Raw genomic sequence first — 22,155 nt, forward strand, 5'->3', positions numbered from 1 at the left:
TATCGGCTCGAACGATGTACCGCCCGACCCAGCATGCCCGCCTGCTCAACACCGCCCTCGCCCGGCCGCCGCCCATGAAGCCACGCGCCGGCCTCGTGGCCGTCCTCGTGCTGCTGCTCACCCTGGCCTGCCTGGCCGTGTGGACCTGGCAGCAGGCGCGCACCCAGCAGGTGCTGCGCGCGCAACTGACGTCCCAGGCCGAAAAGCGCAGTCAGCAACTGCGCCGATGCGATGGCCGGTCAGGTCGGCGCCCTGCTCACCACGATCGACCTGGCCCTGCTGCAACTGCGCAGCGAATGGGATGGCGACGAGGCGCGTTTCGATGCGCGCGTGCGGGCGTTGCTGGCCCGCCTGCCTGCGGGGGCGGTCAGCCACTTCACGCGGGTCGACGCCGAGGGGTACACCGCCTACAACTCACTGCACCCTGGCGAGAGGGTCTACGTGGGCGACCGGCCCCACCTCCTCGCCCACCGCGAGGGACTCGACCGGTTGGTGGTGGGCGCGCCGGTGTACTAGCGCATCGGTCGGCAGTGGACGCTGGTGGTCTCGCGGCCTGTGCTGCGAGAGGGGCGCTACGCCGGCGCACTCAATGCCTCGGTGCCCACGGCCTATCTGTCGGCCAAGCTGGCGGCCCTGACCTTGGCCATGGCGCGCCAGCAGGCGCGGGTGGCGGCCAGCGAGGCCTTCCTCCGCCGGGTGTTCGAGGGTTCGCGCGTCCCCACCGTCGTGATGGACGTGGCCACCGGCCGCTTCATCGACTGCAACCCGGCCGCCTCGGCCCTCTATGGGCACGCAGGCCGCGAGCAGACGGTGGGCCTGGGCGTGGCCGATGTGTCCGCCCCCGTCCAGCCCGACGGTCGCAACAGTGTCGAGGTTGCCGCCGAGCATATCCGCCGCGCGCTGGAGCAGGGCGACACCGTCTTCGAGTGGCAGCACCGCCGCAGCGACGGACAATGCTGGGATGCCGAGGTCCATCTGATGCGGCTGGACACCGACGGCGGGCCGCTGCTGCAGTTCACGCTGCAAGACACCACCGAGCGCAAGCGGGCCCAGCACCAGGTGGCGTTGATGCAGTTCGCGATCGACCACAGCCACGATGCGGTGATGTCGCTCGATGCCCAGGGCCGGGTGCTGCATGTCAACGAGCAGGCCTGCCGCAGCCTGGGACGCACGCGCGAGGCGCTGCTGGGCTGCTCGATCGCCGATTTCGACCCGGGCTTCACGCCGCAGCGGCTGGACGAGCTGCGCCGGCGACTGCGTGCCGAGGGCTGGGCCCTGTTCGAGAGCGAGCACCGGCGCAAGGACGGCAGCCGCTTCCCGGTGGAGGTGGCGGTGAGCACGGCCCGCATGGGCGGAGCGAGCTATTCCCTGGCTTTCGTGCGCGACATCAGCGAGCGCAAGCGGGCCGAGGAGACGATGCGTCACCTCAACGACGCGCTGGAGGAGCGCGTGCGCCTGCGCACGGCCGAGCTGGAGCGGGCCAATGCCGCCAAGAGCGAGTTCCTCTCGCGCATGAGCCACGAGCTGCGCACGCCGCTCAATGCCATCCTGGGCTTCGGCCAGTTGCTCGAACTGGAGCTGCGCGACGAGCGGCAGGTGCGTCAGGTGCGCGAGATCCGCCAGGCCGGCGAGCACCTGCTGGCGCCGATCAGCGACGTGCTTGACCTCTCGCGCGTGGAGTCGGGCCGGCTCACGCTCAGCCCCGAGCCGGTGGACCTGCAGTCGGCCGTGCTGGAGGCCGTCTCGCTGCTGCGCCCGCAGGCCCGCACGCGCGGCGTGCGTCTGCCCGAGCCTTCGGTGCAGACACTCAGCGAATGCGCGGTGCAGGTACAGGCCGACCGCACCCGGCTCAAGCAGGTGCTGGTCAACCTGCTGTCCAACGCGGTGAAGTACAACCGCGCCGGCGGGCAGATCGATGTGCTGTACCTGCAGGAGACCCTCGAGGGCCGCCCCTGGGTGCGCGTGAGCGTGCGCGATACCGGCGAGGGCCTCACTGGCGAACAGCTGGCCCGGCTGTTCGTGCCCTTCGAACGGCTCGATGCCGAGGCGCGGCGCATCGAGGGCACGGGCATCGGCCTGGCGCTGAGCAAGCGCCTGGTCGAGATGATGGGTGGGCAAATTGGGGTGCACAGCACGCCCGGGGTGGGCAGCGAGTTCTGGGTGCGCCTGCCGTTCAGCACCGCGCGCGCCAGCCCCGCGGCGCCGGCCCCGCAGGAGCCCGGCCTGGGGCCTTCCCCCGCCGCCGCGCCGCGGGCCGATGTGCTGTGCATCGAGGACAACCCGGCCAACCTGCGCCTGTTGGAGGCGGCCTTTGCAATGCGGCCGCAATGGCGGCTGCTCAGCGCGATGGCGCCGGGGCCGGGGCTCGCGCTGGCGCGCAGCCACCGGCCGGCCCTGATCCTGCTGGACATCCATCTGCCCGACATGGACGGCTACGAGGTGATGCGCTGCCTGCGCGAACACGCGGCCACGGCGTCCATCCCGGTGGTGGCCGTCAGCGCCAATGCCACGCCCCAGGACCTGGAGCGCGGCAAGGCGGCAGGTTTTGCCGACTACCTCACCAAGCCGCTGGACCTGCCCCGGCTGATGGCGGTGGTCGACGGCCTGCTCGGCCGCCGCACCTGAGGCGCCGCCCCAGGGCCGGGCCGGCTTCGCACACGCCCTGCGGGAAGATCTGCTTGAGCGTGGCCACTTGGGCGGCGCGGGGCATCCAGGGGGCATGGGGCCGTCGGCCACGGCCTGCTCCACCGGCTGGAGCGCGCAGCGGTAGATGCTGCCCCGGGCGCCGGCGTAGAGCAGACGGCCGTGCGCGTCGAAGCGAGCGTGACTTTCCACCGGCGCCGGGCGGGCATTTCGTGCAGCATGCACGGCACGGCGCCGGGCGGTGCGCCACAATGTGAGCCCGCGCTTCGTTCCGGCGATGAGCACCCCTGCGATCCCCACCAAGACCGCCCTCGGCCACGAGGAGTTGCGTCACCGCGTCCACCGGCTCAGCCAGCGCCATCGCACGGTGTTGCTGCTGGTCGACGGGGTGCGGCCGCTTGCCGAGGTGCTGGGCATGGCACAGAAGGCGGGTGCCAGCACGCAGCACTTCGAGGAGCTGCTGCGCCTGGGCTTGGTAGAGCTGCCGGTCCCGCCCGCGCCGCCGCCGGCGGTGCAGGAGCCCGCCGGCGTGCTGAGGTCGGTGAGCGTGCCGGCGCTGGCCCCGGCCCCGCAGGCCGCGCCCGCTGCCGAGGCCGCCACGCCGCAACCCCAGGGGCCGCTGGCCCGGGCCCTGGCCGAGGCGGCCCAGCCCGCACCCGAGGCCCACCCGGCCCAGCCGCCGTCGGCCGCCAAGGCCCCCGCGCCGGCACGCCGCCGCACGCCGGCCCCTGCGGCCCGACCGTCGCGCCGGGGGGCTGCGCCGCCGCCGCCCCCGCTCACGCTGGACGTGCCGCTCGAACTGCCGGTGCTCACTGTGATCGAGGAGGCGCCCGGTGGTGGGCCCACGCCGTCGGAGACCGCGGTGCACGAGCAGGTGCTGGCGCTGCTGCGCACGGTGGTGCACCGCGAGCCGCCCCCCTTCACCTCGCGTGTGCCGGCGCGACTGGCACGCTGCGAGAGCCTGCGCGAGCTGGGCGACCTGGTGCTCGAGATCGAACGCTATCTGGTGCACTCGCGCCGCGAGCGCAACCTGCACGAGGTGATGCCCTTGCTGCGCGAAGCGCGCGAGCTGCTGGGCCTGGGCAACACGCGGGTGGTGGGGCCCGGGGGCGAGGAGCTGGGCTGAGGCCCGGCTTCGGGCGGCCGGGCCTCAGCCTGCATGGCGCAGCGCAAAGGCCCGCTGTGCGGCGGGACGTGCCAGGCAGCGTGCATGCTAGGCGCTCAGTCGGGGATGGTCCTCTCCCCCCAGGTCCTTCAGGCGTTGCAGCACCGCGGTCAGGTTGAGGTTGGCCACCGTGAAATCGTCGCCCAGCAAGTGGGGACGGCCGTCGGCGAAGTGCCGCTCTAGCACGGCCAGGCGTCGGCCCAATGCCTGCAGGGCCGCTGCGGCCAGGCCGGGCTGGCGCTCGGCCGGCGGCAGGAAGGCCGTATGGTAGAACCACTGCCGCGCGGGCGGCTCGGCCCCGGTGGCGGCCCTCAGCCTCCATTGCAGCACGCGGCCCTGGTCGGCCGTGTCATCGGGCCACCGCCGGCCGGGGCCGTAGGTGCGCGCCAGGTACAGGGTGATCGCGAGGGACTCGACGAGCACCAGGCCATCATCCTCTCGAGGGCCGGGACCGTGCCGTTCCGATTGAGCCTCAGGTAGTCGGGCGCCTTGGTCTCGGGCGCGGCGTGGTGCAGCTTGATGTGCCGGTAGATCAGATCGAGCTCCTCGGCGGCCCACAGCGGGCGGATGGCGCGGGAGGCGGCGATGCCGTAGATCGTCAGGGTCATGGGTGTAGGGGGTGGATACGAAGGGTCACACGGCCAGGGCCTGGCCGTCCTTGCGGGGGTCGGTGCCGCCGGCCAAGCGGCCATCGGGCAGGCGCATCACCATCTGGGCGCCGCCGAAGTCGCTGCGCCCGCCCAGTTCACCCATGCCGGCGGGGTCGGCATAGCCGGCCTGCCGCAGGGCGGCGCGCACGGCCTCGGGCAGGCCCTCCTCCGTGGCCAGTGCTGTGTCGGATTCCAGGCGCCAGCGAGGGGCGTCGATGGCCGCCTGCAGGGGCTGGCCCCAGGCCGCCGTGCGCACGAAGAGCTGCACCTGGCCCTGAGGCTGCATCGCACCGCCCACTACGCCCAGGGCGGCATGGAAGCGGCCGTCCTTCAGGGCAGCGCTCGGCACGACGGTGTGATAGGGGCGCCGCGACGGCGCGGCACCGTTGAGCTCGCCCGGGGCGGCAAAGCCAAACCCGCGGTTTTGCAGCACGAAGCCACAGCCGGGCACGGCGATACCCGAGCCGAAGCGCTTGAACACGCTGCTCATCAGGCTGATGGCCAGGCCGTCGGCGTCCACAACGACGGTGCACACGGTGTTGCCCGCCGGGTCGGCCACCGTCTTGCGGGCGTGCTGTAGGGCCTCGCGCATCGCATGCACCATCGCCACATGGCTGTCGGGGGCTTCGGGGTCCAACGGCTGGTCTTCCAGCGCCTGCAGGGCATGCAGCACGGCCACGCCATGGGTGTTGGGTGGGCATTCCAGCACGGTCAGGCCTCGGAAGCGCGCCCGCACCGGCGCGCAGAAATGCCCGCTGTGGACGGCGAAGTCCTCGGCCGCCAGCACACCGCCCAGGGCCTGCACGGCCTGGGCGGCCGCACGCGCCGGGGTGCCGCGGTAGTAGGCCTCGGGGCCGTCCTGGGCGATGCTGCGCAGGGTGGCGGCCAGCTCGGGGTTGTAGAAGACCTCACCGGCCCGGGGCACGCGGCCGGCCCGGAACAGCGACGCGCACACCGGGTCGCGCTGCAGCACGGGCTCGAAGAGCCTCCATTCGCGTGCCGCTACCGGGGCCACGGGGAAGCCCTGCTCGGCCGCGCCGATGGCGGCTTCCAGGAGCCGCGCCCAGGGCAGGCGGCCGAAGCGGCGGTGCAGGTCGTGCCAGCCCCGCACCGCGCCAGGCACGGTGACGGACAGGGGATGACGCTCGGGGATGCGCCGCCCGGGCAGGGCCTCGACCTGTGCCGGGTCCAGGGCGGCGGGCGCGCGGCCCGTGCCGTTGTAGCTCAGCGGTGCGCCGTCGGGCGGCACGACCATTGCCAGCAGGTCCCCGCCGATGCTGGTGGCCATGGGTTCCACCACTCCGAGCACGGCATCGGCCGCGATGGCGGCGTCGACGGCGCTGCCGCCCTCGCGTAACACGGCGGCGGCGGCTTGCGCGGCCAGCGGGTGGCCGGTGGCCACCATCGCCTGCTCGCCGAGGATGCCGGCAGGGGGCGTCGGGTTCCGGTCCATCGGGGATACGCCCGGCCTCAGCCCCACAGGGCCGCGGCCACGCCCGTGGCCACCACCAGGCCCGCCAGTACCGGCAGCAGCAGGGCGCGTGCGGCTTCGAGCACGGGCACGCGAGCGAAGCCGGCCACGGCGATCAGGGAGGACCAGGCGATCAGCGTGCCGCCGCCGGTCCAGATCGCCCCCATCTGGCCCACCGCGGCCAGCGCGGCGGTTTCCAAGCCGGTGGCCGGGGCCAGTGCACCGGCCAGGGAGCCCGTCAGCGGCAGGCCCGAGAAGCCCGAGCCGTCGATGCCGGTCACCATGCCGACGATCAGCACGCCGAAGGCCACCAGCAGGCCGCTGTGCGGGATATAGTCCTGGCCGGCCTGCACCAGCTCGAACAGCAGGTTGGGGGCCTGGCCCTGGAAGCCGAGGATGGCCCCGGCCGTCTCGCCTGAGCCGATGAAAAAGAAGCCAGCGATGGGCAGCACCGAGCCCATGGCCTTGAAGGCGAAGACGAAGCCCTCGGTGATGTGATCGGCGCTGGTGTCGAGCATCCTGCGCGCGCCCTCGCCGGCCAGCGCAGCCAGGATCATCAGCATCGCGGCCATGCCGCCCACCAGCATCGCGGCGTCGCCGCCCTTGAGCTCGGGCAGGCCCGGGACGAACTTGGGGGCCACCATGATGAACACCACGACCAGGAAGGCCAGCGGCGTGAGCACGGCGAAGAGCTTGGACCAGACCACCCGCCGGCGCTCCACGGCGTCGAGCTCGCGGTCGAAGTCGGAGTCGGTGGCCAGCGGGTGGTCGCGGCCCGTGCCCCGTGCGATCTCGGCCTTGTCGTAGGGGCCGGCGCCGTCGATGCGTCCCACATGGGCCTGCAGCGGCTGCGAGAGCCAGCGGTCGAGCAGGCCGTTGTCGGCGGGCACGATGTGCCTGCGCATCGTGAAGTAGGACAGCAGCAGCGCGATGCCGCCGACGATGAGCGAGAGCACGAGGGCCCGGTCGGCCACCAGCGCAGCGCTCACGGCGCCGCCAGCGGCCTTGGCACTGATGCCCGGGGCCACGCCGATCACATAGTCGGACGACAAGGCCATGCCCTGGCCGGCGATCGCGATGGCCATGGCCCCGGCCAGCGGCGGCAGGCCGGCGGCGATGGCCGCGGGCAGCAGCACGGCCGCCACCAGCGGCACCGCCGGCGTGGGCCAGAAGAACAGCGAGATCACGTAGGTGATGGCCGCCAGGATGAAGAAGGCCACGTGACCGTTCTTCATCACCGCGCGGAAGGGCTCGACCATGCGGATGTCCGAGCGCAGGGCCTTGAGCGAATTCAGCAGCGCCGTCATCAGCGCGATGATCAGGAAGATGTTGAACAGCTCCTTGGCCGCTACGAAGCTGGCACTGAAGATGCTGCCCAGGGCGGCGATGGGGTTGCCCGACCAGGCCAGCGCCACGAAGAAGGTGGCCAGGATGGAGGGGACGACGACGTTGGCGCGCAGGATCATCGTCAGCACGATGATCGCGACGCCGATCAGATAGACCCAGTGGGCAGGGCCGATCGCGGGGGAGACATCCATGGGGCGGCTTCCTTGGAATCGTGGGGTGTGGGATCTGTCACCGCTACTTGGTATACAGTATTCAGCAGTATTGACCCTGAGCAAGCCGGGTGCCACAGGGTAAACACGGGGTCTGCGGGCTTCCCCGAGGCTATCGGCAGGGGGAAGGGGATCAGAATGCCCCGGGAGAGGGCCCGGTCGGCGCGCCTGCGCGCTGGCGGTGCAGAGGGGATGCAGGGCGGGCGGAAGCCGGTTCGAGAGGCCGCGGACGGTGGCCGACGGGCGGACGGACCGGTTTGATGCCGGGCAATCCCTGATAACGGAATACTGTATTCCGTTTAAGCTGGGTTCCAGGGAGCATTTCTTCCCGCCGACCCTCGACCTGGGTCGCGTCCCCGGGGCCGTCGTCCCTCGCAGAGGTGGCCGAGAGAGGGATTCCGGGTGGGCGGCACACATATTGCATACAGTATCTCAGGACTCCCGCAGTCCCATCCCCACAGTACAGGAGTGAGAGCGTCATGTCCCCTGCTTCGAACCCATCCCTCCGTTCCCCCTGGTGGTCCCGTGTCCTGCACCGGCTGGGAGCGGCCGTGCTGGGCCTGGGCCTGGCGGGCACGGTGGCAGCCCAGTCGACCCCTGCACCCACCAAGGTGCGTTATGAAGAGGTGGTGCGCTCGGTGCTCTACCTGCCCACCTATGTGGCCTTGAGCCAGGGCTATTTCCGCGAGGCCGGCCTGGAGGTGTCGATGAAGACCTCCCAGGGCACCGACAAGGGCATGTCGGCGCTGCTGTCGGGCAGTGCCGACATCGTGCTGATCGGCCCGGAGGCGTCCATCTACGTGGCCAACAGCGAGTCGCCCGTCAAGCCCAAGATCTTCTCGGGCCTGACGGCCACGGACGGCTTCCTGCTCGTCGCGCGCGAGAAGCCGGCCACACGGTTCGAGTGGAGCCAGCTCAAGGGCAAGGCGGTGATGGGCTTCCGCCCGGGCTCCAACCCCGACGTTTTCCTGGAGACGGCCATGCGCAAGCACGGGGTGGACCCGAAGAAGGACCTGCGCATCGTCAACAACATCGGCCCGGCCGCGCGCACCGGAGCCTGGATGGCCGGCCAGACGGACTATGCGATCTTCCTCGAGCCCGAGGCCACGATGCTGGAGAAGAACGGCAAGGGTTTCGTGGTCGCCTCGATCGGCCGTGAGGTGGGGCCGGTGGACTACACCGTCTTCACCGCCACCGACGCCTTCCTGAAACGCAACCCCCAGGTGGCCCAGGCCTGGACCGATGCGATCGTGCGGGCGCAGAAGTACGTCGCCACCGCGCCGGCGGCCGACCTGGCCCGGCATATCGCCGAGTTCTTCCCCGGCATGGGGGCGGCCGAGCTGGTGGCCGCCGTCGAGCGCTACCGCGGCATCGGCCTGTGGAAGACCAACCCCACCGTCGAGCGCTTTGCGATCGACACGCTGCAGGACATGCTGGTGGCCAGCGGCGTGCTCGAGGCCGGCAAGCGTGTCAAGTACGAGCAGGTCGTCGTGACCGACTTCACTGCCAAGGCCCGCCCATGAGCGCCGTCCTCGAACGCCCCACCGCCGTTGCCGACGCCGCGGCGCGCGCGCCGCGCATCGAGATCCGCGACGTGTCGCTGCGCTACTTCACGACCGAAGGCGAGACCCAGGCCCTGGACCGCATCCATCTCACGGTGGGGGCCGGCGAGTTCGTCAGCCTGATCGGCCAGTCGGGCTGCGGCAAGAGCACGCTGCTGTCGCTGATGGCCGGCATTCTCGAACCTTCGTCGGGCGAGGTGCGCGTGCACGGTGAGCGCGTCAAGGGTCCCTCGCCGCGCGTGGGCTACATGCTGCAGCAGGACTACCTCTTCGAGTGGCGCACCATCCTGGACAACGCCATCCTCGGCGCCGAGATCCAGGGCCGCAACCTCCAGCAGGCGCGCGAACGCGCGGCCCACCTGCTGCACAAGTGCGGCATGGGCGACTTCCTGCACCACTACCCGCGCCAGCTTTCGGGCGGCATGCGCCAGCGCGTGGCCCTGGCGCGCACCCTCGTGACCGACCCGGACGTTGTGCTGCTCGACGAGCCCTTCTCGGCGCTGGACTCCCAGACCCGGCTGGCGATCGCCGACGAGGTGGTGGAGGTGCTGCGCGAGGAGGGCAAGTCGGTGGTGCTGGTCACGCACGACATCGGCGAGGCCATCGCGATGACCGACCGCGTGGTCGTGCTGTCGCGCCGGCCGGGGCGCATCAAGTCCGAGCACCGCATGCACTTCCCGAGCTGCGAAGGCCGGCGCCCCAGCCCCTTCGAGGTGCGCTCGCTGCCCGAATTCAACGCCTATTTCGCGACCCTGTGGGACGAACTCGACGTCCACGTGGAAGGATGAAACCGATGAACTCCAGTGCTTCCGCACCCGTGGCCGGCGGGGCCCCGGTGGCGGCCACCCCGTCGCGCGAACCCAGCGCGGCCTACCTCGCCTGGCGCGCGCGCGAGCAGCGGCGGCGCCACTACATCCTGGCCACGCGCATCGCGCTGCTGGGCGTCCTCCTGCTGCTGTGGGAGATCCTGGCCAAGTCGCACGTGGTCAATCCCATGCTCACGAGCTATCCCAGCGCGCTGTGGCCCACCTTCCTCGAGCTGCTGGACGGCGGCAACCTGCTGGGGCACACCTGGGCTACCTTCAAGGCGACGCTGATCGGTTTCATGCTCAGCATGCTCATCGGCACGGGCGTGGCCGCCGGGCTGTGGTGGTCGAGCTTTGCGCACAAGGTCCTCGATCCCTTCCTCGTCGTGGCCAATGCGATGCCCAAGATCGCCTTCGTGCCGATCTTCTACATCTGGCTCGGGTCCGAGTACTCGGTGTACGGCATGGCCGTGGCGATCGCCGTCTTCGTGACGATCATGGTGATGTACGACGGCTTCCAGAGCATCGACCCGAACAAGATCAAGCTCGCCCGCACGCTGGGCGCAACCCGCGCGCAGGTGCTGCGCCTGGTGGTGCTGCCCGGCAGCGTGCCCACGCTGATCGCCGCGCTGAAGATGAACATCGGCCTGGCCCTGGTGGGGGTCATCGTCGGCGAGTTCCAGTCGGCCAGCCAGGGGCTGGGCTTCCTGATCGTCAACGGCAGCCAGGTCTTCAAGCTCAACGTGGTGATGACGTCCATCGTCGTGCTGGGAGTGCTGTCCGGGGTGATGTACCTGGCGATCGCACGCATCGAGTCCGCACTGTCCAAACGCTACCGCTGAACGCAAGGAGCAGCGCACATGCAATTCCCACAGTGGGTGGTCGACCGCGTCGTGGCCCGGCAAGGCCGGCTGCATCCCTATGACACCCTGGTCGCCGAACGCACGGCCTTCGTGGTCATCGACCTGCAGAACTACTACACGCAACCGGGCTACCTGGGCGAATGCGCCCCGGCGCGTGCGACCTTCCCCGCCGTCAACCGCCTGGCCGATGCGCTGCGAGCGGCCGGCGGCCATGTGATCTGGGTGCAGACCAGCGCTGACGGGGCCGACGAGTTCTGGTCCCACCACCACGCCCACATGCTCACCCCCGAGCGCAGCGCACGCCGGCTGCGCGAGCTGGCCAGCACCTCGCCGGGTTTCGAGATCGCCGCGGGCCTGCGCCCGGCACCCGAGGACGAGCGTGTGGTCAAGCGCTGCTACAGCGCGCTGGTCCCGGGCTCATCCCGGCTGAACGAGGTGCTGAAGTCGCGCGGCGTCACACATGTCCTGATCGGCGGCACCGTGACCAACGTGTGCTGCGAGTCCACCGCGCGCGACGCGATGATGATGGACTACGCCACCATCATGGTGGACGATGCGCTGTCGGCTGTCACCCCTCAGGAGCACGAGCACTGCCTGAACAACTGGATGCTATTTTTCGGCGATGTGCTGAGCACAGGCGAGGTGATCGAGCGGCTTCGGCCCGGACATCCCGTGCGCCCGATGAGCGCTCCAGCTCAATAGATGCCGGGATAGTCCCCGCCGTCCACGAGCAGGCTCTGCCCGGTCATGTAGCCGGCGTGCTGCGAGGCGAGGAAGGCGCACCACGCGCCGATCTCCTCGGGGTCGCCAAAGCGCCGGGCGGGGTTGCTCCGCTCGCGCTCGGCCCAGAGTTCCTCGAACGGGCGGCCGCTCGTTCGCGAAAGTTTGTGCACATGGCGGCGTTGCGCATCGGTGGCGAACACCCCGGGCAGCAGGTTGTTGAGGGTGACGTTGTAGCGCACCGTGTGCTTGGCCAACGCCACCGAGAAGCCCACCAGGCCCGAGCGCGCGCCGCTGGACAGGCCGAGCTCCAGGTGCGGTGACTTCACGCTGCGCGAGACGATGTTGACGATGCGCCCAAAGCGCCGTTCAATCATCGGATCCACGGTGCGCCGGATCATCTCGATTGGGCCGACCATCATCGCGTCCAGCGCGGCATGCCACTGCGCCGGAAGCCACTCGCGGAAATCACCCGGCGGGAAGCCGTCGGCGTTGTTGACGAGGATGTCTGGCGCTGGGCAGGCCGCCAGGGCAGCATCGCGCCCGGCTTCGGTGGTGATGTCGGCCACCACCCAGTCGACCGTGCGGCCGGTGTCGGGGGACAGAGAACAAGCCGCCTCGCACCAGGCCGCCCCGTTGCGGGCGGTGGTGCACACCTGCACGCCGGCCTGGGCCAGGTGCCGCGCGCAGGCGCGGCCCATGCCCTTGCTGCCGCCGAAGACTAGCGCACGCCGCCCCTCGATGCCCAGGTCCATGCACGGCCTCTTTCAGGCGCTCTGGAAGACGAAGCTGTCGGTGTAGAGGTGATCCAGGCTGGCGCCGCGGGCGACGAAGGCGGTCTTCGCTTCGGTGATCATCGCTGGCGAGCCGCACAGGTATATGGCATGCTCCGACAGGTCGCCCAGATCGGCCAGCACGGCCTGCTGCACGTGCCCGCGGCGGCCCCTCCAGCCGTCTCCGGCCCGCGACAGCACGGGCACGTAGTGGAAGTCGTAGAGCCGCTCGGCCCAGGTCTGGATCTCGTCGTGCAGGTAGAGCTCGTCTTCGGTGCGTGTGCCCCAGTACAGGCTCACCGGCGGGCAGTCGTCGCTGTCCATCAGCGACTCCAGCATGCTCTTGATCGGCGCGAGCCCCGTGCCTGTGGCCACCATTACCAGCGGCCGATCGTCCTCGGCGTGGTAGCGGAAGCTGCCCAGCGGGATCTCGACCTCAAGGATCTCGCCTTCGCGCAGGGCGGCCAGGCGCCGGTCGGTGAAACGGCCGCCCGGAATGCGGCGCACGTGGAAGTCCACCCGCGCGCCGTTGGGGCGCGAGGCCATCGAGAAGCTGCGGTGACGACCGTCGTCGAGCAGTACGTTCATGTACTGGCCCGGCCGGTAGACGAGGCCGACTTCCTCGGGCAGTCGCAGCTCCAGATGCAGCACCTCGCGCGCCAGCGGGCGCAGGCCCGCCACGGTGGCGCGCATGCGCGTTGGCTGCGAGCAGGCATCGGGCTGAGGCACGCTGATGACGAGGTCGCCCTGAGGCCGGGCCTGGCACATCAGGGCGTAGCCTTCGGCGGCCTCTTCCTCGCTCAGGCCCAGGGGCAGCTCGTCGTAGTCCACGCGGCCTTCGACGAGCCGGACGCGGCAGCTCCCGCAGCCGCCGAACTGGCACTCGTGCGGCAGGCCCACGTCGCAGCGCAGGGCCGCGCTGAGCACGGCCTCGCCAGGCTCGACCTCGAAAGTCTGGCCGGTTTCCAGCCACAGGACACGATGGCTCATGCTCGTCTCCGGGCGCTCACTTCTTGATGTCGGCCTGGACGACCACCTCGTGGCTGGCGCCCAGCAGCTCCTTGAGCGCCTGCAGCGCAGCTAGGCCGCACTGGGTGTCCTGCTCGCCGTTGCCGCCGCTCAGGCCCACGCCCCCCACCACTTCGCCGTTGACGACGATGGGGAAGCCGCCAACGAAGACGGCGAACTTACCCTCGAAGCTCCACTGGATGCCAAACGCCTCATTGCCGGGCAGCGCAGGGCCGTTGGGCGCGGTGTTGAACAGGTGGGTCGAACGCTTGTGGCCGGCGGCGGTGAAGGCCTTGTTCCAGGCGATCTGCGGGCCCGTCACGCGGGCGCCGTCCATGCGCTCGAGCACGAGGGGAAAGCCCCCTTCATCGGTGATGCACACCGTCTCGGGCACGCCGATCTCGGCGGCCTTGGCGAGCGCGGCTCGGGCCATCTGGCGGGCTTCGTCGAGCTGGAGCTTGAGAGAGGTTCTCATGAGCCTGTCCTTCGAAAGAATGGGGTCGCGGCTCACAGGCCGCGGTAAACCACCTTGGTCTGGGTGAAGAACTCCAGGCCGACGCGGCCCGACTCGCGGAAGGTCGAGGTGCTGGAGTGCTTGACGCCGCCGAAGGGCGCGTTCACCAGGTTGCCGGTGGTGGTGCGGTTGATCTTGACCGTGCCCGACTGGATGTCGTCAGCAAAGGCTTGCATGTAGCGCGGGTTGCGCGTGGCGATCGCAGCTGACAGGCCGTACTCGGTGTCGTTGGCCTTGGCCATCGCGTCGTCGAAGCTCTCGGCTTCGATCACCGCGATCACCGGCCCGAAGATTTCCTCGCGGGCGATGCGCATGGCCGGGGTGACGTTGTCGAAGACCGCCGGCGCCACGTAATAGCCATGCTCGTAGACGCTGCCGCCCAGGCGTTGGCCGCCGCACAGCAGCCGGGCTTCGCGCTTGCCGAGCTCGATGTAGCCCAGCACCGTGTCGAGCTGCTTGGCCGTGGCCAGCGGGCCCAGGTCCATGCCGGGGGTCAAGCCCGGGCCGATCCTGAGCTGCTGGACGCGCTCGACGAGCCGCTGGGTGTAGGCCTCGCGGACCTCGCGCATCACGATCACACGGCTGGTGCCGGTGCAGGCCTGGCCGGTCAGCGAGAAACCGCCCTTGATGGTGAGCTCCACGGCCTGGTCGAGGTCGGCATCTTCCATCACGATCAGCGGGTTCTTGCCGCCCAGCTCCATCTGCAGCCGCGTGGTGAGGTGCACGGTGCGGTGGATCGACTCGCCGGCCTGGGTGGAGCCGGTGAAGGAGATGGCCCGCACGGCCTGGGAGGTGGTGATGACCGGACCCACGTCGCCGGCTCGGCCGGTGAGGAAGTTCAGCACCCCCTTGGGCAGGCCGGCCTGAACCAGGGCCTCGGCCAGCCGCAGCCCCGACAGCGGGGCGTCCGACGAGGGCTTGAAGACCACGGTGTTGCCGGTGATCAGCGCCGGGGCGATCTTGCGCGCCGGAATCGAGGCAGGGAAGTTCCAGGGCGAGATCACCGAGACGACCCCCAGCGGCTCGCGCACGCTGTAGACCATCATGCCGGGGTCGTCCTGCGGATAGGTCTCGCCACCGAAGGTCTGGCCTTCGATCGCGTAGAAGCGGAAGGTCTGGGCCGCACGCAGGAACTCGTCCTTGGCCAGCGCCACGGACTTGCCCTCCTCGCGCGTGAGTTCTTCACCAAAGCGCGCGGCGTGGGCTTCCAGGTAGTCGGCTGCGGCATTGAGGATCTTCGCGCGTTTCCCGATGGGTGTCCTGCGCCAGCCGTCGAAGGCCGCCGAGGCGGCAGCCACGGCCGCTTCGGCATCGGCCGAGGCCGATGCCTGGAAGCGACCCACCACCTCGCGCGTGTCCGCCGGGTTGACGTTGTCGAAGGTGCGGCCGCTCAGGCTGCGCACCCATTCACCGTTGATGTGGTTGAGGAACTCTTCGATGGGCTGGGACATGCTCGGGCTCGTCGGGGGGCTGGGGCAGGCAACAGGGACGGGCCGCGGCTGGGCGGCCGCAGCCGGCGGGGCTCAGGCGGCCAGCGCCAGGTTGGGGATGTCCTTGGCCACGTAGTCGTGGTACAGGGCCGTCGTGTAAAGCAGGCGCATCTGCGCGCCGATCTCGCAGATCTTCAGGCAGCGCTGCTGCAGCTCGGGCGTGTTGGCGTGCTCCAGCACGATCTGGTAGCCGCGCTCGCCATGGATTTCGTCGGAGACGATGTGCAGGTCGAAGAACTCGACCTCCTCGTCGCTGAAGCCGTACTTCTCGCGCAGGATGGGCGTCTGCTTGCGGTAGATCGAGGGCACCTGCGACTCCAGGCCCACCACGAGGCCGGCCACGGCCACGACCGGGTCCTCGCGCATGGCCACCGCATAGCACCAGCTCTGCAGCCCGCGAGTGGTGGGCGACATGTTGTCGGGGTCGATCACACGCTCGCGTGTCGTGCCGCAGGCCTCGGCGAAGCGGATCAGCAGGTCGGTGTGACGGTCGCCGCCGATCTCCTCCTCGTACATGTTGGCCAACAGGAAGTCCTTGGCCTCGGTCATATGGTCGGGCGTGCGCGCGTAGATGTAGGCCAGGTAGTCGGCAAAGGGGCCCACGTAGTGGTAGTGGTTCTCGGCCCAGCGGGCCAGGTGCTCGCGCCTGAGCTGGCCGGTGGCCCAGGCGATGCTGAAGGGGGCCTTGTTGGCGCTCTTGCCCTTGATGGCTTCTTCAAGGGCGGTGCGGAATTCGTCGCGGTTCATCAGTCGGGACATCTCGGGCTCCTGTGAGGGGTGAAGGGCGGCGGGAACGGTGACATGATACGTGTCAATGGATACTGTATACCAGATACCGGAAAGTCAACACCCGGGTTGTCCCGAGGGCGGCCGGATAGGCCCGCCCGCTGCGCGCAGCCCCCACGAGGATCAAGGAGGGGCTGCTGCTCGGGTAAGCCCAGATGCCGAGTGCGTTCGAGGGACTTGATCTGGAGTTGGATATAAGTATACAGTATACCAAAAGTCCGCCTTGCCGCCACCGACACGAAAGAATCCGCCATGCCCGTCGTGACCCTGCACAAGAACGGCCAGATCTACCGGGACGAGGTCCAACCCAAGACCAACCTGGTGGTGCGTGCCGGCATCCGGCAGTTCCCCTACCCCCATCTGCAGTACGAATGCGGTATGGGCAAGTGCGCCAAGTGCGCCTGCAAGGTGCTGCGCGGTGCCGAACACCTGCCGCCGCCGAACTGGAAGGAGAAGAAGCAACTCGGTCCACGCCTGGAGGAAGGCTACCGGCTCGCCTGCCAGCTCTGGCTGGAGCATGACATCGAGCTGCAGCAAGAGCCCCTTACCGCCGCCACCGCCGCCGTGGCACCCCGGGGGGTGCACAGTGCCCCGCCGCCTTCGGCCTGAGCGCCGCTGCCTGGAGCCCCGACCATGTACGTGATTCTCACCAGCAAGCCCGACCAGTTCCGCACCGAGGCCGGCGCCGGCCTGCAGCCCGTCGAGGCCTACGACTACCTGTTCTACGGACAGGTGCGTGCGCAATTCGTGATCGCCGAACTGCAGGCCGAGACCCGGGTGCGCCTGGTCGACGAGACCGAGCCGGTTGCCGTGAACTTCGTGCCCTCCAAGTTCCTGGAGAAGTTCGACACCCTGGAGCGCGCGCGCGCCGAACTGCGCAACCTGTGCAGCTTCGGCCACATGGACGCCGTGCTGCAGCCCCGTGCCCTGCCTCCGATGCCCCGCGCCGCCTGAGCCCATGATCCAGATCACCTTCATCAACAACGACCGCAAGGTCGTCAGCGCCCCCGAGAACAGCAACCTGCTGCGCGTGTCCCTGCGTGAACAGGGCGGCATCCCCTTCAAGTGCGGCGGAGGGATCTGCGGCACCTGCAAGTGCCGCATCGAGCAGGGCCTGGAGCACGCCGACGAGGTCAAGCCCAAGGAGCGCAAGCACCTGTCGGACGAGCAGCTCGCCCAGGGCTACCGCATGGCCTGCCAAACCTTCGTGCGCGGCGACATCGCCGTGTCGTGGTGAGATGGAGACGGGCTGGTGGCCTCAGGGCCTGGGCCTGTGGAGCTACCTGGGAATGGGCGGCATGGTGATGGCCGGGGCCTGCCTCCAAGGGGTGGGCGGTCTGGGCTTTGCAATGTTCTGCGCGCCGCTGGCGGCGCTGTGGTTCCCCGAGCTGGTGCCCGGCCCGCTGCTGGCCCTGGGCTGCCCGCTGGCCCTGATGACGGCCCTGCGCGAGCGCGAGGCGATCGAATGGCACACCACGGGCTTTGCGCTGCTGGGCCGGGTGCTGGGCACCGCACTGGCGATGGCCTGCCTGGTCTGGTTGAGCGTGAGCACCCTGTCCTTCCTGTTCGCCGCCCTCATCCTGGCCGGCGTGACCTTGAGCCTGGGCGGGTGGCGCGTGGCCCACAACGCGCGCAACACCACCATCGCCGGTCTGGCGTCGGGCCTGATGGGCACCATCACCTCGGCCGGCGCCCCACCCTTTGCGATCGCCATGCAGCACCTGCCTCCCGACCGGCTGCGGGCCACCATAGGTGCGATCTTCTTCATCGGTGCGGCCGTCTCGCTGGTGGCGCTGGCCATGGTGGGCCGCATGTCGGCGGCACATCTCCTGCTGGGCGCGCTGCTCCTGCCCTGGATGCTGGTGGGTTTCACGATCTCCTCGCGCCTGCGCCGCCGCCTGGCCGGCGTGAGCCTGCGCCCCTTGCTTCTGACGCTGGCCTCCCTGGGCGCCTTGGGCGTGCTGGTGCAAACGCTGGCCCGCTCCTGACCCCCTTCTTCAAGGAACTCCCGATGCAACACATCACCGACGCGATGATCGACGCGGCCGTGAGCCCGCAGGACGCCCAGCAGGTGCTGCTCGAGGCCTTCCGGGCCTTCGGGCACGGCGAGGCGGCGATGCAGGAGCGCATCCGCACCGAAGCCGGCGGCGTCAAGCTGTCGACGCTGGGCGCCGTGATCCCGGGGCAGCAGGTGGCTGGCGCCAAGGTCTACACGACGATCCGGGGCCGGTTCACCTTCGTGATCCTGCTGTTCTCCACCGAGGACGGCCGGGCCCTGGCCTCCTTCGATGCGGGGGCCATCACGCGCCTGCGCACCGCGGCGTGCTCGGTGATCGCCGCTCGCCACCTGGCGCGACCGGCTTCGCGCCGCCTGGGCCTGTTCGGCGCGGGCGTGCAGGGTCGCGCACACGCCCAGCAAATGGCGCAGGCGTTCGCGCTGGAGGAGATCCGCGTGTGCGACCCCTATGCACCGGCGGACCTGGCCGCACAACTCCAGGCTCAGTGCGGCACCCGCGTGCGCATGTGCACCCAGGCCGCCGAGGTGATCGACGGCGCCGACATCGTCGTGACGGCCTCACGCTCGACCACGCCGCTGTTCACCGGCGATCAACTGGGCCCGGGGACCTTCGTTGCCGCCATCGGCTCCAGCCTGCCCCACGCCCGCGAACTAGACGACCGCGCCTTGCAGCGCGCCGCGTGCATCGCGGTGGAATGGCGGCCTCAGACGCAGCGCGAGGCCGGTGATCTGGTGCTGGCCGCCCCAGGCCTGGTCACGCCCGACAAGCTCGTGGAACTCGGAGCCCTCGTGACCGGACAGACTCTCGGGCGCCGGACCGACGAGGAGATCACGCTGTACAAGTCGGTCGGCGTGGGCCTGGAAGACGTGGCCCTGGCCGGGCTGGCCTGGAAGCGCCTGCAGGATCGGGCGTGAGCCGGCAGCGGCTCTCAGGGCTCCATCTGGGCCGCGTTGTAGACATGCCGCGTGGCCAGCAGCGAGGCCAGCTCCGCATCGCCCTTGATCACCGCGCGCAGGATGGCGGCGTGTTCTTCCCAGTTCTGCTTGCCACGCACCCGGTTGATGGGAGCGAACAGCAGGGCCGTGCGGTCGCGCAGCGAGCGCATGATGTCTTGCAGCACCGAGTTGGCCGCGATGTTGCCCAGTGCGTCATGGAAGCGCTGGTTCATCAGCATCGTGGTGGCCACGTCCTCGCTCTCGGCCAGGCGCGTGCCTTCCTCGAGGATGCGCTCGAGCTCGGCGATCTGCGCCGGGTCGTGACGCTTGGCGGCCAGCTTTGCATTCAGGCCTTCGAGCGTGGCGCGCACTTCGACCAGCTCGCGCACCTGGTCGGGGCTGAAGCTCGTCACCGACGCGCCACGGCGCGGCTCAATCGTCACCAGGCCTTCGGCGGCCAGTTGACGCAGGGCCTCGCGCACCGGCATGCGCGACACGCCGAACTCGTCGGACAGTCGGCCTTCGACCAGGCGCTCGCCCGGTGCAATGGCGCCGCCCAGGATGCGTTCGCGCAGCGCGCTCACCACCAGTTGGGTCAGGGGCGAGTGGCTCGCGCCCAGGGTGGCTTCTTTGGTGCGGGTGTCCATGGCAGGTGCGGCAGGCGGGTAAGGTCCGGAAAGATTCTAAGGCGTACTTTGGGATACAGAATGCAATTTAGATCAAAGATGCCCCCCGGCCCATCCGGCAAACCCGGGGCGTCGGCCGGGCTCGGGCCCCAGGCAGGTGCGCCATGCTGAAGGCCGTCCTGGCTGGCCACCGTGCGCTGGAACGAGGCCAGTCAGCGCCTGCCCTCCACGCTGGCCGGCCAGCTCATCGTCTTCGAGACGCTGGCAGCGCTGGCCTACGCCTACCTACTGCGGGGCACCTGGCCCGACGCCTTGACGCTGGGGGGATCGCCCCGCTCGTGACCGGTGTGGTTGCGGCCTTGCGCGTCAGGCCGCAACCCCGTCGTCAAGGCCTTCTACGAACGCCTGATCGCCGCCGGCAAGCTGCCCAAGGTCGCACTGGTGGCCTGCATGCGCAAGCTGCTCACCATGCTCAACGCCACGGTCAGAACCAACAAACCTTGGGATAACGCGCTTCACGGCACTTGACTTCGAAGACGGTTACTCAGTCCTGGTAGATCTGCTCGCCCAGGCGGTCGCGCGCACGGCCCAGCACCGGCAGGAAGCCCTCGATGAACTCGGACAGGCCCATGCGGTCGGCCCGTACGGCGATGCTCAGGCCAGCCACCACGGCACCGGCCCGATTGAACACCGGCACGGCCATCGAGCGCACGCCGATCTCCAGCTCGCCATCGCTGGTGGCGAACCCCCTCTCCCGCGCTTCGTCGACCCGGGCGATCACCTCGGAGGCCTCGGTGACGGTGCGCGGCGTCAGGGCTCGCAGCGTCATCTGCCGCACGCGCGCGCGGACCTCGCCGCGGGGCAGGCTGGCCAGCAGCACCCGGCCCAGGGCGGAGCAGTAGGCCGGCAGGCGCGAGCCGATGCCCAGGCCCACGCTCAGGCTGCGGCGCGCGGTGCTGCGGGCGATGATGAGGGCCTCGCCATCGAGCAGTTTGGCCAGCGAGGCGGACTCCCGCGTGCGCTCGCTCAGGCCGTCCAGCAGCGGCTGCGCCAGCGAGGGCAGCGGACGCGAGGCCAGATAGGCATTGGCCACCAACAGGCACTTGTGGTTCATCCAGTAGTGCTTGCCGTCGCACTCCAGGTAGCCCAGGTGCCACAGGGTCCTCAGCGAGCGGCGGGCCGAGGCCGGCGTGCACCCTGTCAGCCGGGCCACCTCGGACAGCGTGAGGCGGCTGTGCGCGCGACTGAAGCAGGTCAGGGTGTCCAGCCCTTTGTGCAGCGCGACGACGAAATCCTTGTCCGACATGGCGAGGCCTTGCGTTGCGGCAGAAGTTTGCGCATGGCGCAAATCTAGCTTGTTCGGGGTCAAGTCGGCGACCACACTGCAGAGACCCCCCGATTCGACAAGGAGACCCCCATGGCCCCCCGTTCCCTGCTGCGCAGGCTGGTTGCATTGACGGCCTGCGGCCTGATCTGCGGCACCGCGCTCGCCCAGTCCCTGCCGGCCACCCTGCGCATCGTCGTGCCCTTCCCGGCCGGCGGCACGGCCGACATCCTGCCGCGGCTGGTGGCCGAGAAGCTGCGCCCCAACCACCCGGCCGGCGTCGTGATCGAGAACCGTTCAGGCGCCGGCGGCAACATCGGTGCCGACGTGGTGTACCGGGCCGATCCCGACGGCGGCACGCTGCTGGCCTCTCCCCCCGGGCCCATCGCGATCAACCACCATCTGTATCCCCGGCTCGGCTTCGATCCCACGCGCTGGGTGCCGGTGACGGTGCTGGCGACGGTGCCCAATGTGCTGGCCGTGAGCCCGAAGCTGCCGGTCACCAGCGTGGCCGAGCTGATCGCCTACCTCAAGGCCCATCCGGGCAAGGTCAGCTATGCCTCCCAGGGCAACGGCTCGACCTCCCACCTCACCGCCAATCTCTTCATGAACCTGACCGGCACCCAGATGGTCCACGTGCCCTACAAGGGCACGGCCCCGGCGCTGGTCGACCTCATTGGCGGCCAGGTGGATGTGTTCTTCGACAACCTCAGCTCGTCGGCTGCGCATCACCGGGCCGGCAAGTTGCGCATCCTGGCCGTGGCCGACGAGGCCCGATCGCAGGCCCTGCCCGAGGTGCCCACCTTCGTCGAGAGCGGCCTGAAGGACATGCAGGCCGTCACCTGGTTTGCCGTGGTGGCCCCGCCGGGGACGCCCGACCCGGTGGTGCGGGCCCATCACCAGGCGATGTCTGCCGCTTTGGCGCAGCCGGACGTGAAGCAGAAGTTCGCCGAACAGGGGGCCGACGCACGCGGATGGAGTCCCGAACAGGCTGCGCGGTTCATCCGCACCGAGTCGGACAAATGGCACCAGGTCATCAAGACCGCCAACGTGAAGGTGGAGTGAGAGCATCATGCAAACCCAGCCGATCATCTGGCGCAACCCGGGCCTGACCCGCGTGCCGTATGCGGTGTACGGCGACGCGCTGCTGCACGAGCAGGAGCAGGCCCGGCTCTTCCGCGGCCCCACCTGGAACTACCTGTGCCTGGAGGCCGAAGTGCCCGAGGCGGGCCACTACCGCACCAC

At 69.9% G+C, this 22,155-nt stretch carries 24 protein-coding genes and 2 pseudogenes; 15 read left to right on the top strand and 11 right to left on the bottom strand.

Annotated features, from left to right (window positions below):
• Window positions 1–231: 231 nt before the first annotated feature.
• The 3 genes from ACK42S_RS02465 (at window position 232) to ACK42S_RS02475 (ending at window position 3,769) form a co-directional block, all read left to right on the top strand.
• The gene (locus ACK42S_RS02465) at window positions 232–516 is read left to right on the top strand and encodes a hypothetical protein (protein ID WP_409702885.1); all 285 of its coding nucleotides are present in this window, start codon (window positions 232–234) and stop codon (window positions 514–516) included.
• A 24-nt stretch (window positions 517–540) separates the two neighbouring features.
• Complete coding sequence (locus ACK42S_RS02470) at window positions 541–2,625, top strand: PAS domain S-box protein (protein ID WP_409702887.1); 2,085 nt, start codon at window positions 541–543, stop codon at window positions 2,623–2,625.
• A 295-nt stretch (window positions 2,626–2,920) separates the two neighbouring features.
• Window positions 2,921–3,769, top strand: a complete 849-nt coding sequence (locus ACK42S_RS02475; protein ID WP_409702889.1) for a hypothetical protein — start codon at window positions 2,921–2,923, stop codon at window positions 3,767–3,769.
• An 87-nt stretch (window positions 3,770–3,856) separates the two neighbouring features.
• On the opposite strand, the gene ACK42S_RS02480 is transcribed toward ACK42S_RS02475, so the two are convergent.
• Genes ACK42S_RS02480 through ACK42S_RS02495 form a run of 4 tightly spaced genes read right to left on the bottom strand, consistent with a single transcriptional unit; the run spans window position 3,857 to window position 7,467 of the window.
• Window positions 3,857–4,231, bottom strand: coding sequence for a glutathione S-transferase family protein (locus ACK42S_RS02480; protein ID WP_409702891.1), 375 nt, complete (start codon window positions 4,229–4,231; stop codon window positions 3,857–3,859).
• On the bottom strand, window positions 4,120–4,500 hold the full coding sequence (locus ACK42S_RS02485; RefSeq protein WP_409702893.1) for a hypothetical protein: 381 nt from the start codon (window positions 4,498–4,500) through the stop codon (window positions 4,120–4,122). Before ACK42S_RS02485 ends, ACK42S_RS02480 begins: the two co-directional genes overlap by 112 nt.
• Entirely contained in the window at window positions 4,442–5,911 is a 1,470-nt protein-coding gene (locus ACK42S_RS02490) for a gamma-glutamyltransferase family protein (protein ID WP_409702895.1), read from the bottom strand. Before ACK42S_RS02490 ends, ACK42S_RS02485 begins: the two co-directional genes overlap by 59 nt.
• 17 nt (window positions 5,912–5,928) lie before the next feature.
• Complete coding sequence (locus tag ACK42S_RS02495; RefSeq protein WP_409702897.1) at window positions 5,929–7,467, bottom strand: hypothetical protein; 1,539 nt, start codon at window positions 7,465–7,467, stop codon at window positions 5,929–5,931.
• Between the two features lie 497 nt (window positions 7,468–7,964).
• On the opposite strand from ACK42S_RS02495, the gene ACK42S_RS02500 reads away from it, so the two are divergent.
• From ACK42S_RS02500 to ACK42S_RS02515, 4 genes are read left to right on the top strand one after another with little or no spacing between them, the layout of a single operon-like run.
• Window positions 7,965–9,008: an ABC transporter substrate-binding protein gene (locus ACK42S_RS02500; protein WP_409702899.1), complete on the top strand. Its 1,044-nt coding sequence runs from the start codon at window positions 7,965–7,967 to the stop codon at window positions 9,006–9,008.
• Entirely contained in the window at window positions 9,005–9,835 is an 831-nt protein-coding gene (locus ACK42S_RS02505; RefSeq protein WP_409702901.1) for an ABC transporter ATP-binding protein, read from the top strand. The genes ACK42S_RS02500 and ACK42S_RS02505 overlap by 4 nt, the downstream gene beginning before the upstream one ends.
• A gap of 5 nt (window positions 9,836–9,840) precedes the next feature.
• Window positions 9,841–10,695 (top strand): ABC transporter permease, encoded by an 855-nt coding sequence (locus ACK42S_RS02510; protein WP_104301303.1) that lies wholly within the window; start codon window positions 9,841–9,843, stop codon window positions 10,693–10,695.
• Window positions 10,696–10,713: 18 nt separating this feature from the next.
• Window positions 10,714–11,418: an isochorismatase family protein gene (locus ACK42S_RS02515; RefSeq protein WP_409702904.1), complete on the top strand. Its 705-nt coding sequence runs from the start codon at window positions 10,714–10,716 to the stop codon at window positions 11,416–11,418.
• Here ACK42S_RS02515 and ACK42S_RS02520 read toward each other — a convergent pair.
• The 5 genes from ACK42S_RS02520 to ACK42S_RS02540 form a co-directional block, all read right to left on the bottom strand.
• Window positions 11,412–12,191, bottom strand: a complete 780-nt coding sequence (locus ACK42S_RS02520) for an SDR family oxidoreductase (protein WP_409702906.1) — start codon at window positions 12,189–12,191, stop codon at window positions 11,412–11,414. The two genes, ACK42S_RS02515 and ACK42S_RS02520, sit on opposite strands and share 7 nt — an antisense overlap.
• A 12-nt stretch (window positions 12,192–12,203) precedes the next feature.
• Window positions 12,204–13,199, bottom strand: coding sequence for a 2Fe-2S iron-sulfur cluster-binding protein (locus ACK42S_RS02525; RefSeq protein WP_409702908.1), 996 nt, complete (start codon window positions 13,197–13,199; stop codon window positions 12,204–12,206).
• Between the two features lie 16 nt (window positions 13,200–13,215).
• The gene (locus ACK42S_RS02530) at window positions 13,216–13,692 is read right to left on the bottom strand and encodes a GlcG/HbpS family heme-binding protein (protein ID WP_409702910.1); all 477 of its coding nucleotides are present in this window, start codon (window positions 13,690–13,692) and stop codon (window positions 13,216–13,218) included.
• Window positions 13,693–13,724: 32 nt separating this feature from the next.
• Window positions 13,725–15,182 carry an aldehyde dehydrogenase family protein gene (locus tag ACK42S_RS02535; RefSeq protein ID WP_104301293.1) on the bottom strand — a complete coding sequence of 486 codons (1,458 nt, stop codon included), beginning with the start codon at window positions 15,180–15,182 and terminating at the stop codon, window positions 13,725–13,727.
• A 72-nt stretch (window positions 15,183–15,254) separates the two neighbouring features.
• Window positions 15,255–15,980 carry a TenA family transcriptional regulator gene (locus ACK42S_RS02540; RefSeq protein ID WP_409702912.1) on the bottom strand — a complete coding sequence of 242 codons (726 nt, stop codon included), beginning with the start codon at window positions 15,978–15,980 and terminating at the stop codon, window positions 15,255–15,257.
• Window positions 15,981–16,259: 279 nt separating this feature from the next.
• Between ACK42S_RS02540 and ACK42S_RS02545 the strand changes: the two genes are divergently transcribed.
• From ACK42S_RS02545 to ACK42S_RS02565, 5 genes are read left to right on the top strand one after another with little or no spacing between them, the layout of a single operon-like run.
• On the top strand, window positions 16,260–16,616 hold the full coding sequence (locus ACK42S_RS02545; RefSeq protein ID WP_409702914.1) for a 2Fe-2S iron-sulfur cluster-binding protein: 357 nt from the start codon (window positions 16,260–16,262) through the stop codon (window positions 16,614–16,616).
• Window positions 16,617–16,640: 24 nt separating this feature from the next.
• On the top strand, window positions 16,641–16,961 hold the full coding sequence (locus ACK42S_RS02550) for a ferredoxin (protein ID WP_409702916.1): 321 nt from the start codon (window positions 16,641–16,643) through the stop codon (window positions 16,959–16,961).
• Window positions 16,962–16,965: 4 nt separating this feature from the next.
• Window positions 16,966–17,244 carry a 2Fe-2S iron-sulfur cluster-binding protein gene (locus ACK42S_RS02555; protein ID WP_104301285.1) on the top strand — a complete coding sequence of 93 codons (279 nt, stop codon included), beginning with the start codon at window positions 16,966–16,968 and terminating at the stop codon, window positions 17,242–17,244.
• Between the two features lies 1 nt (window position 17,245).
• A complete protein-coding gene (locus tag ACK42S_RS02560) occupies window positions 17,246–17,995 on the top strand; it encodes a sulfite exporter TauE/SafE family protein (RefSeq protein ID WP_409702918.1) in 750 nt (249 codons plus the stop codon).
• A gap of 23 nt (window positions 17,996–18,018) precedes the next feature.
• Complete coding sequence (locus ACK42S_RS02565) at window positions 18,019–18,939, top strand: ornithine cyclodeaminase family protein (RefSeq protein WP_409702920.1); 921 nt, start codon at window positions 18,019–18,021, stop codon at window positions 18,937–18,939.
• Window positions 18,940–18,953: 14 nt separating this feature from the next.
• Here the strand turns inward: ACK42S_RS02565 and ACK42S_RS02570 are convergent, their stop codons facing one another.
• The gene (locus ACK42S_RS02570) at window positions 18,954–19,607 is read right to left on the bottom strand and encodes a GntR family transcriptional regulator (protein ID WP_409702922.1); all 654 of its coding nucleotides are present in this window, start codon (window positions 19,605–19,607) and stop codon (window positions 18,954–18,956) included.
• 156 nt (window positions 19,608–19,763) lie between these two features.
• Here ACK42S_RS02570 and ACK42S_RS02575 point away from each other — a divergent pair.
• Window positions 19,764–19,966 (top strand): annotated as a pseudogene (locus ACK42S_RS02575) (EamA/RhaT family transporter); the annotation flags it as partial.
• Window positions 19,950–20,114, top strand: a pseudogene (locus tag ACK42S_RS02580) (IS110 family transposase); the annotation flags it as partial. The pseudogenes ACK42S_RS02575 and ACK42S_RS02580, both read left to right, overlap by 17 nt.
• Window positions 20,115–20,130: 16 nt before the next feature.
• On the opposite strand, the gene ACK42S_RS02585 reads toward ACK42S_RS02580, so the two are convergent.
• Complete coding sequence (locus tag ACK42S_RS02585) at window positions 20,131–20,892, bottom strand: IclR family transcriptional regulator C-terminal domain-containing protein (protein WP_409702924.1); 762 nt, start codon at window positions 20,890–20,892, stop codon at window positions 20,131–20,133.
• 111 nt (window positions 20,893–21,003) lie between these two features.
• Between ACK42S_RS02585 and ACK42S_RS02590 the strand changes: the two genes are divergently transcribed.
• The gene (locus ACK42S_RS02590) at window positions 21,004–21,975 is read left to right on the top strand and encodes a Bug family tripartite tricarboxylate transporter substrate binding protein (RefSeq protein WP_409702926.1); all 972 of its coding nucleotides are present in this window, start codon (window positions 21,004–21,006) and stop codon (window positions 21,973–21,975) included.
• The last annotated feature ends 180 nt before the right edge of the window (window positions 21,976–22,155 follow it).

The sequence above is a fragment of the Caldimonas sp. genome (genome assembly GCF_046289365.1).
Lineage (GTDB): Bacteria > Pseudomonadota > Gammaproteobacteria > Burkholderiales > Burkholderiaceae_C > Caldimonas.

Excerpts from the sequence above, each read along its gene's own strand:
- ACK42S_RS02465 (WP_409702885.1), top strand. The coding sequence starts at position 232 with ATGGCCGGTCAGGTCGGCGCCCTGCTCACCACGATCGACCTGGCCCTG.
- ACK42S_RS02475 (WP_409702889.1), top strand. The coding sequence starts at position 2,921 with ATGAGCACCCCTGCGATCCCCACCAAGACCGCCCTCGGCCACGAGGAG.
- ACK42S_RS02485 (WP_409702893.1), bottom strand. The coding sequence starts at position 4,500 with ATGGCCGCTTGGCCGGCGGCACCGACCCCCGCAAGGACGGCCAGGCCC.
- ACK42S_RS02490 (WP_409702895.1), bottom strand. The coding sequence starts at position 5,911 with ATGGACCGGAACCCGACGCCCCCTGCCGGCATCCTCGGCGAGCAGGCG.
- ACK42S_RS02495 (WP_409702897.1), bottom strand. The coding sequence starts at position 7,467 with ATGGATGTCTCCCCCGCGATCGGCCCTGCCCACTGGGTCTATCTGATC.
- ACK42S_RS02500 (WP_409702899.1), top strand. The coding sequence starts at position 7,965 with ATGTCCCCTGCTTCGAACCCATCCCTCCGTTCCCCCTGGTGGTCCCGT.
- ACK42S_RS02505 (WP_409702901.1), top strand. The coding sequence starts at position 9,005 with ATGAGCGCCGTCCTCGAACGCCCCACCGCCGTTGCCGACGCCGCGGCG.
- ACK42S_RS02510 (WP_104301303.1), top strand. The coding sequence starts at position 9,841 with ATGAACTCCAGTGCTTCCGCACCCGTGGCCGGCGGGGCCCCGGTGGCG.
- ACK42S_RS02515 (WP_409702904.1), top strand. The coding sequence starts at position 10,714 with ATGCAATTCCCACAGTGGGTGGTCGACCGCGTCGTGGCCCGGCAAGGC.
- ACK42S_RS02520 (WP_409702906.1), bottom strand. The coding sequence starts at position 12,191 with ATGGACCTGGGCATCGAGGGGCGGCGTGCGCTAGTCTTCGGCGGCAGC.
- ACK42S_RS02525 (WP_409702908.1), bottom strand. The coding sequence starts at position 13,199 with ATGAGCCATCGTGTCCTGTGGCTGGAAACCGGCCAGACTTTCGAGGTC.
- ACK42S_RS02530 (WP_409702910.1), bottom strand. The coding sequence starts at position 13,692 with ATGAGAACCTCTCTCAAGCTCCAGCTCGACGAAGCCCGCCAGATGGCC.
- ACK42S_RS02535 (WP_104301293.1), bottom strand. The coding sequence starts at position 15,182 with ATGTCCCAGCCCATCGAAGAGTTCCTCAACCACATCAACGGTGAATGG.
- ACK42S_RS02540 (WP_409702912.1), bottom strand. The coding sequence starts at position 15,980 with ATGTCCCGACTGATGAACCGCGACGAATTCCGCACCGCCCTTGAAGAA.
- ACK42S_RS02545 (WP_409702914.1), top strand. The coding sequence starts at position 16,260 with ATGCCCGTCGTGACCCTGCACAAGAACGGCCAGATCTACCGGGACGAG.
- ACK42S_RS02550 (WP_409702916.1), top strand. The coding sequence starts at position 16,641 with ATGTACGTGATTCTCACCAGCAAGCCCGACCAGTTCCGCACCGAGGCC.
- ACK42S_RS02555 (WP_104301285.1), top strand. The coding sequence starts at position 16,966 with ATGATCCAGATCACCTTCATCAACAACGACCGCAAGGTCGTCAGCGCC.
- ACK42S_RS02560 (WP_409702918.1), top strand. The coding sequence starts at position 17,246 with ATGGAGACGGGCTGGTGGCCTCAGGGCCTGGGCCTGTGGAGCTACCTG.
- ACK42S_RS02565 (WP_409702920.1), top strand. The coding sequence starts at position 18,019 with ATGCAACACATCACCGACGCGATGATCGACGCGGCCGTGAGCCCGCAG.
- ACK42S_RS02570 (WP_409702922.1), bottom strand. The coding sequence starts at position 19,607 with ATGGACACCCGCACCAAAGAAGCCACCCTGGGCGCGAGCCACTCGCCC.
- ACK42S_RS02585 (WP_409702924.1), bottom strand. The coding sequence starts at position 20,892 with ATGTCGGACAAGGATTTCGTCGTCGCGCTGCACAAAGGGCTGGACACC.
- ACK42S_RS02590 (WP_409702926.1), top strand. The coding sequence starts at position 21,004 with ATGGCCCCCCGTTCCCTGCTGCGCAGGCTGGTTGCATTGACGGCCTGC.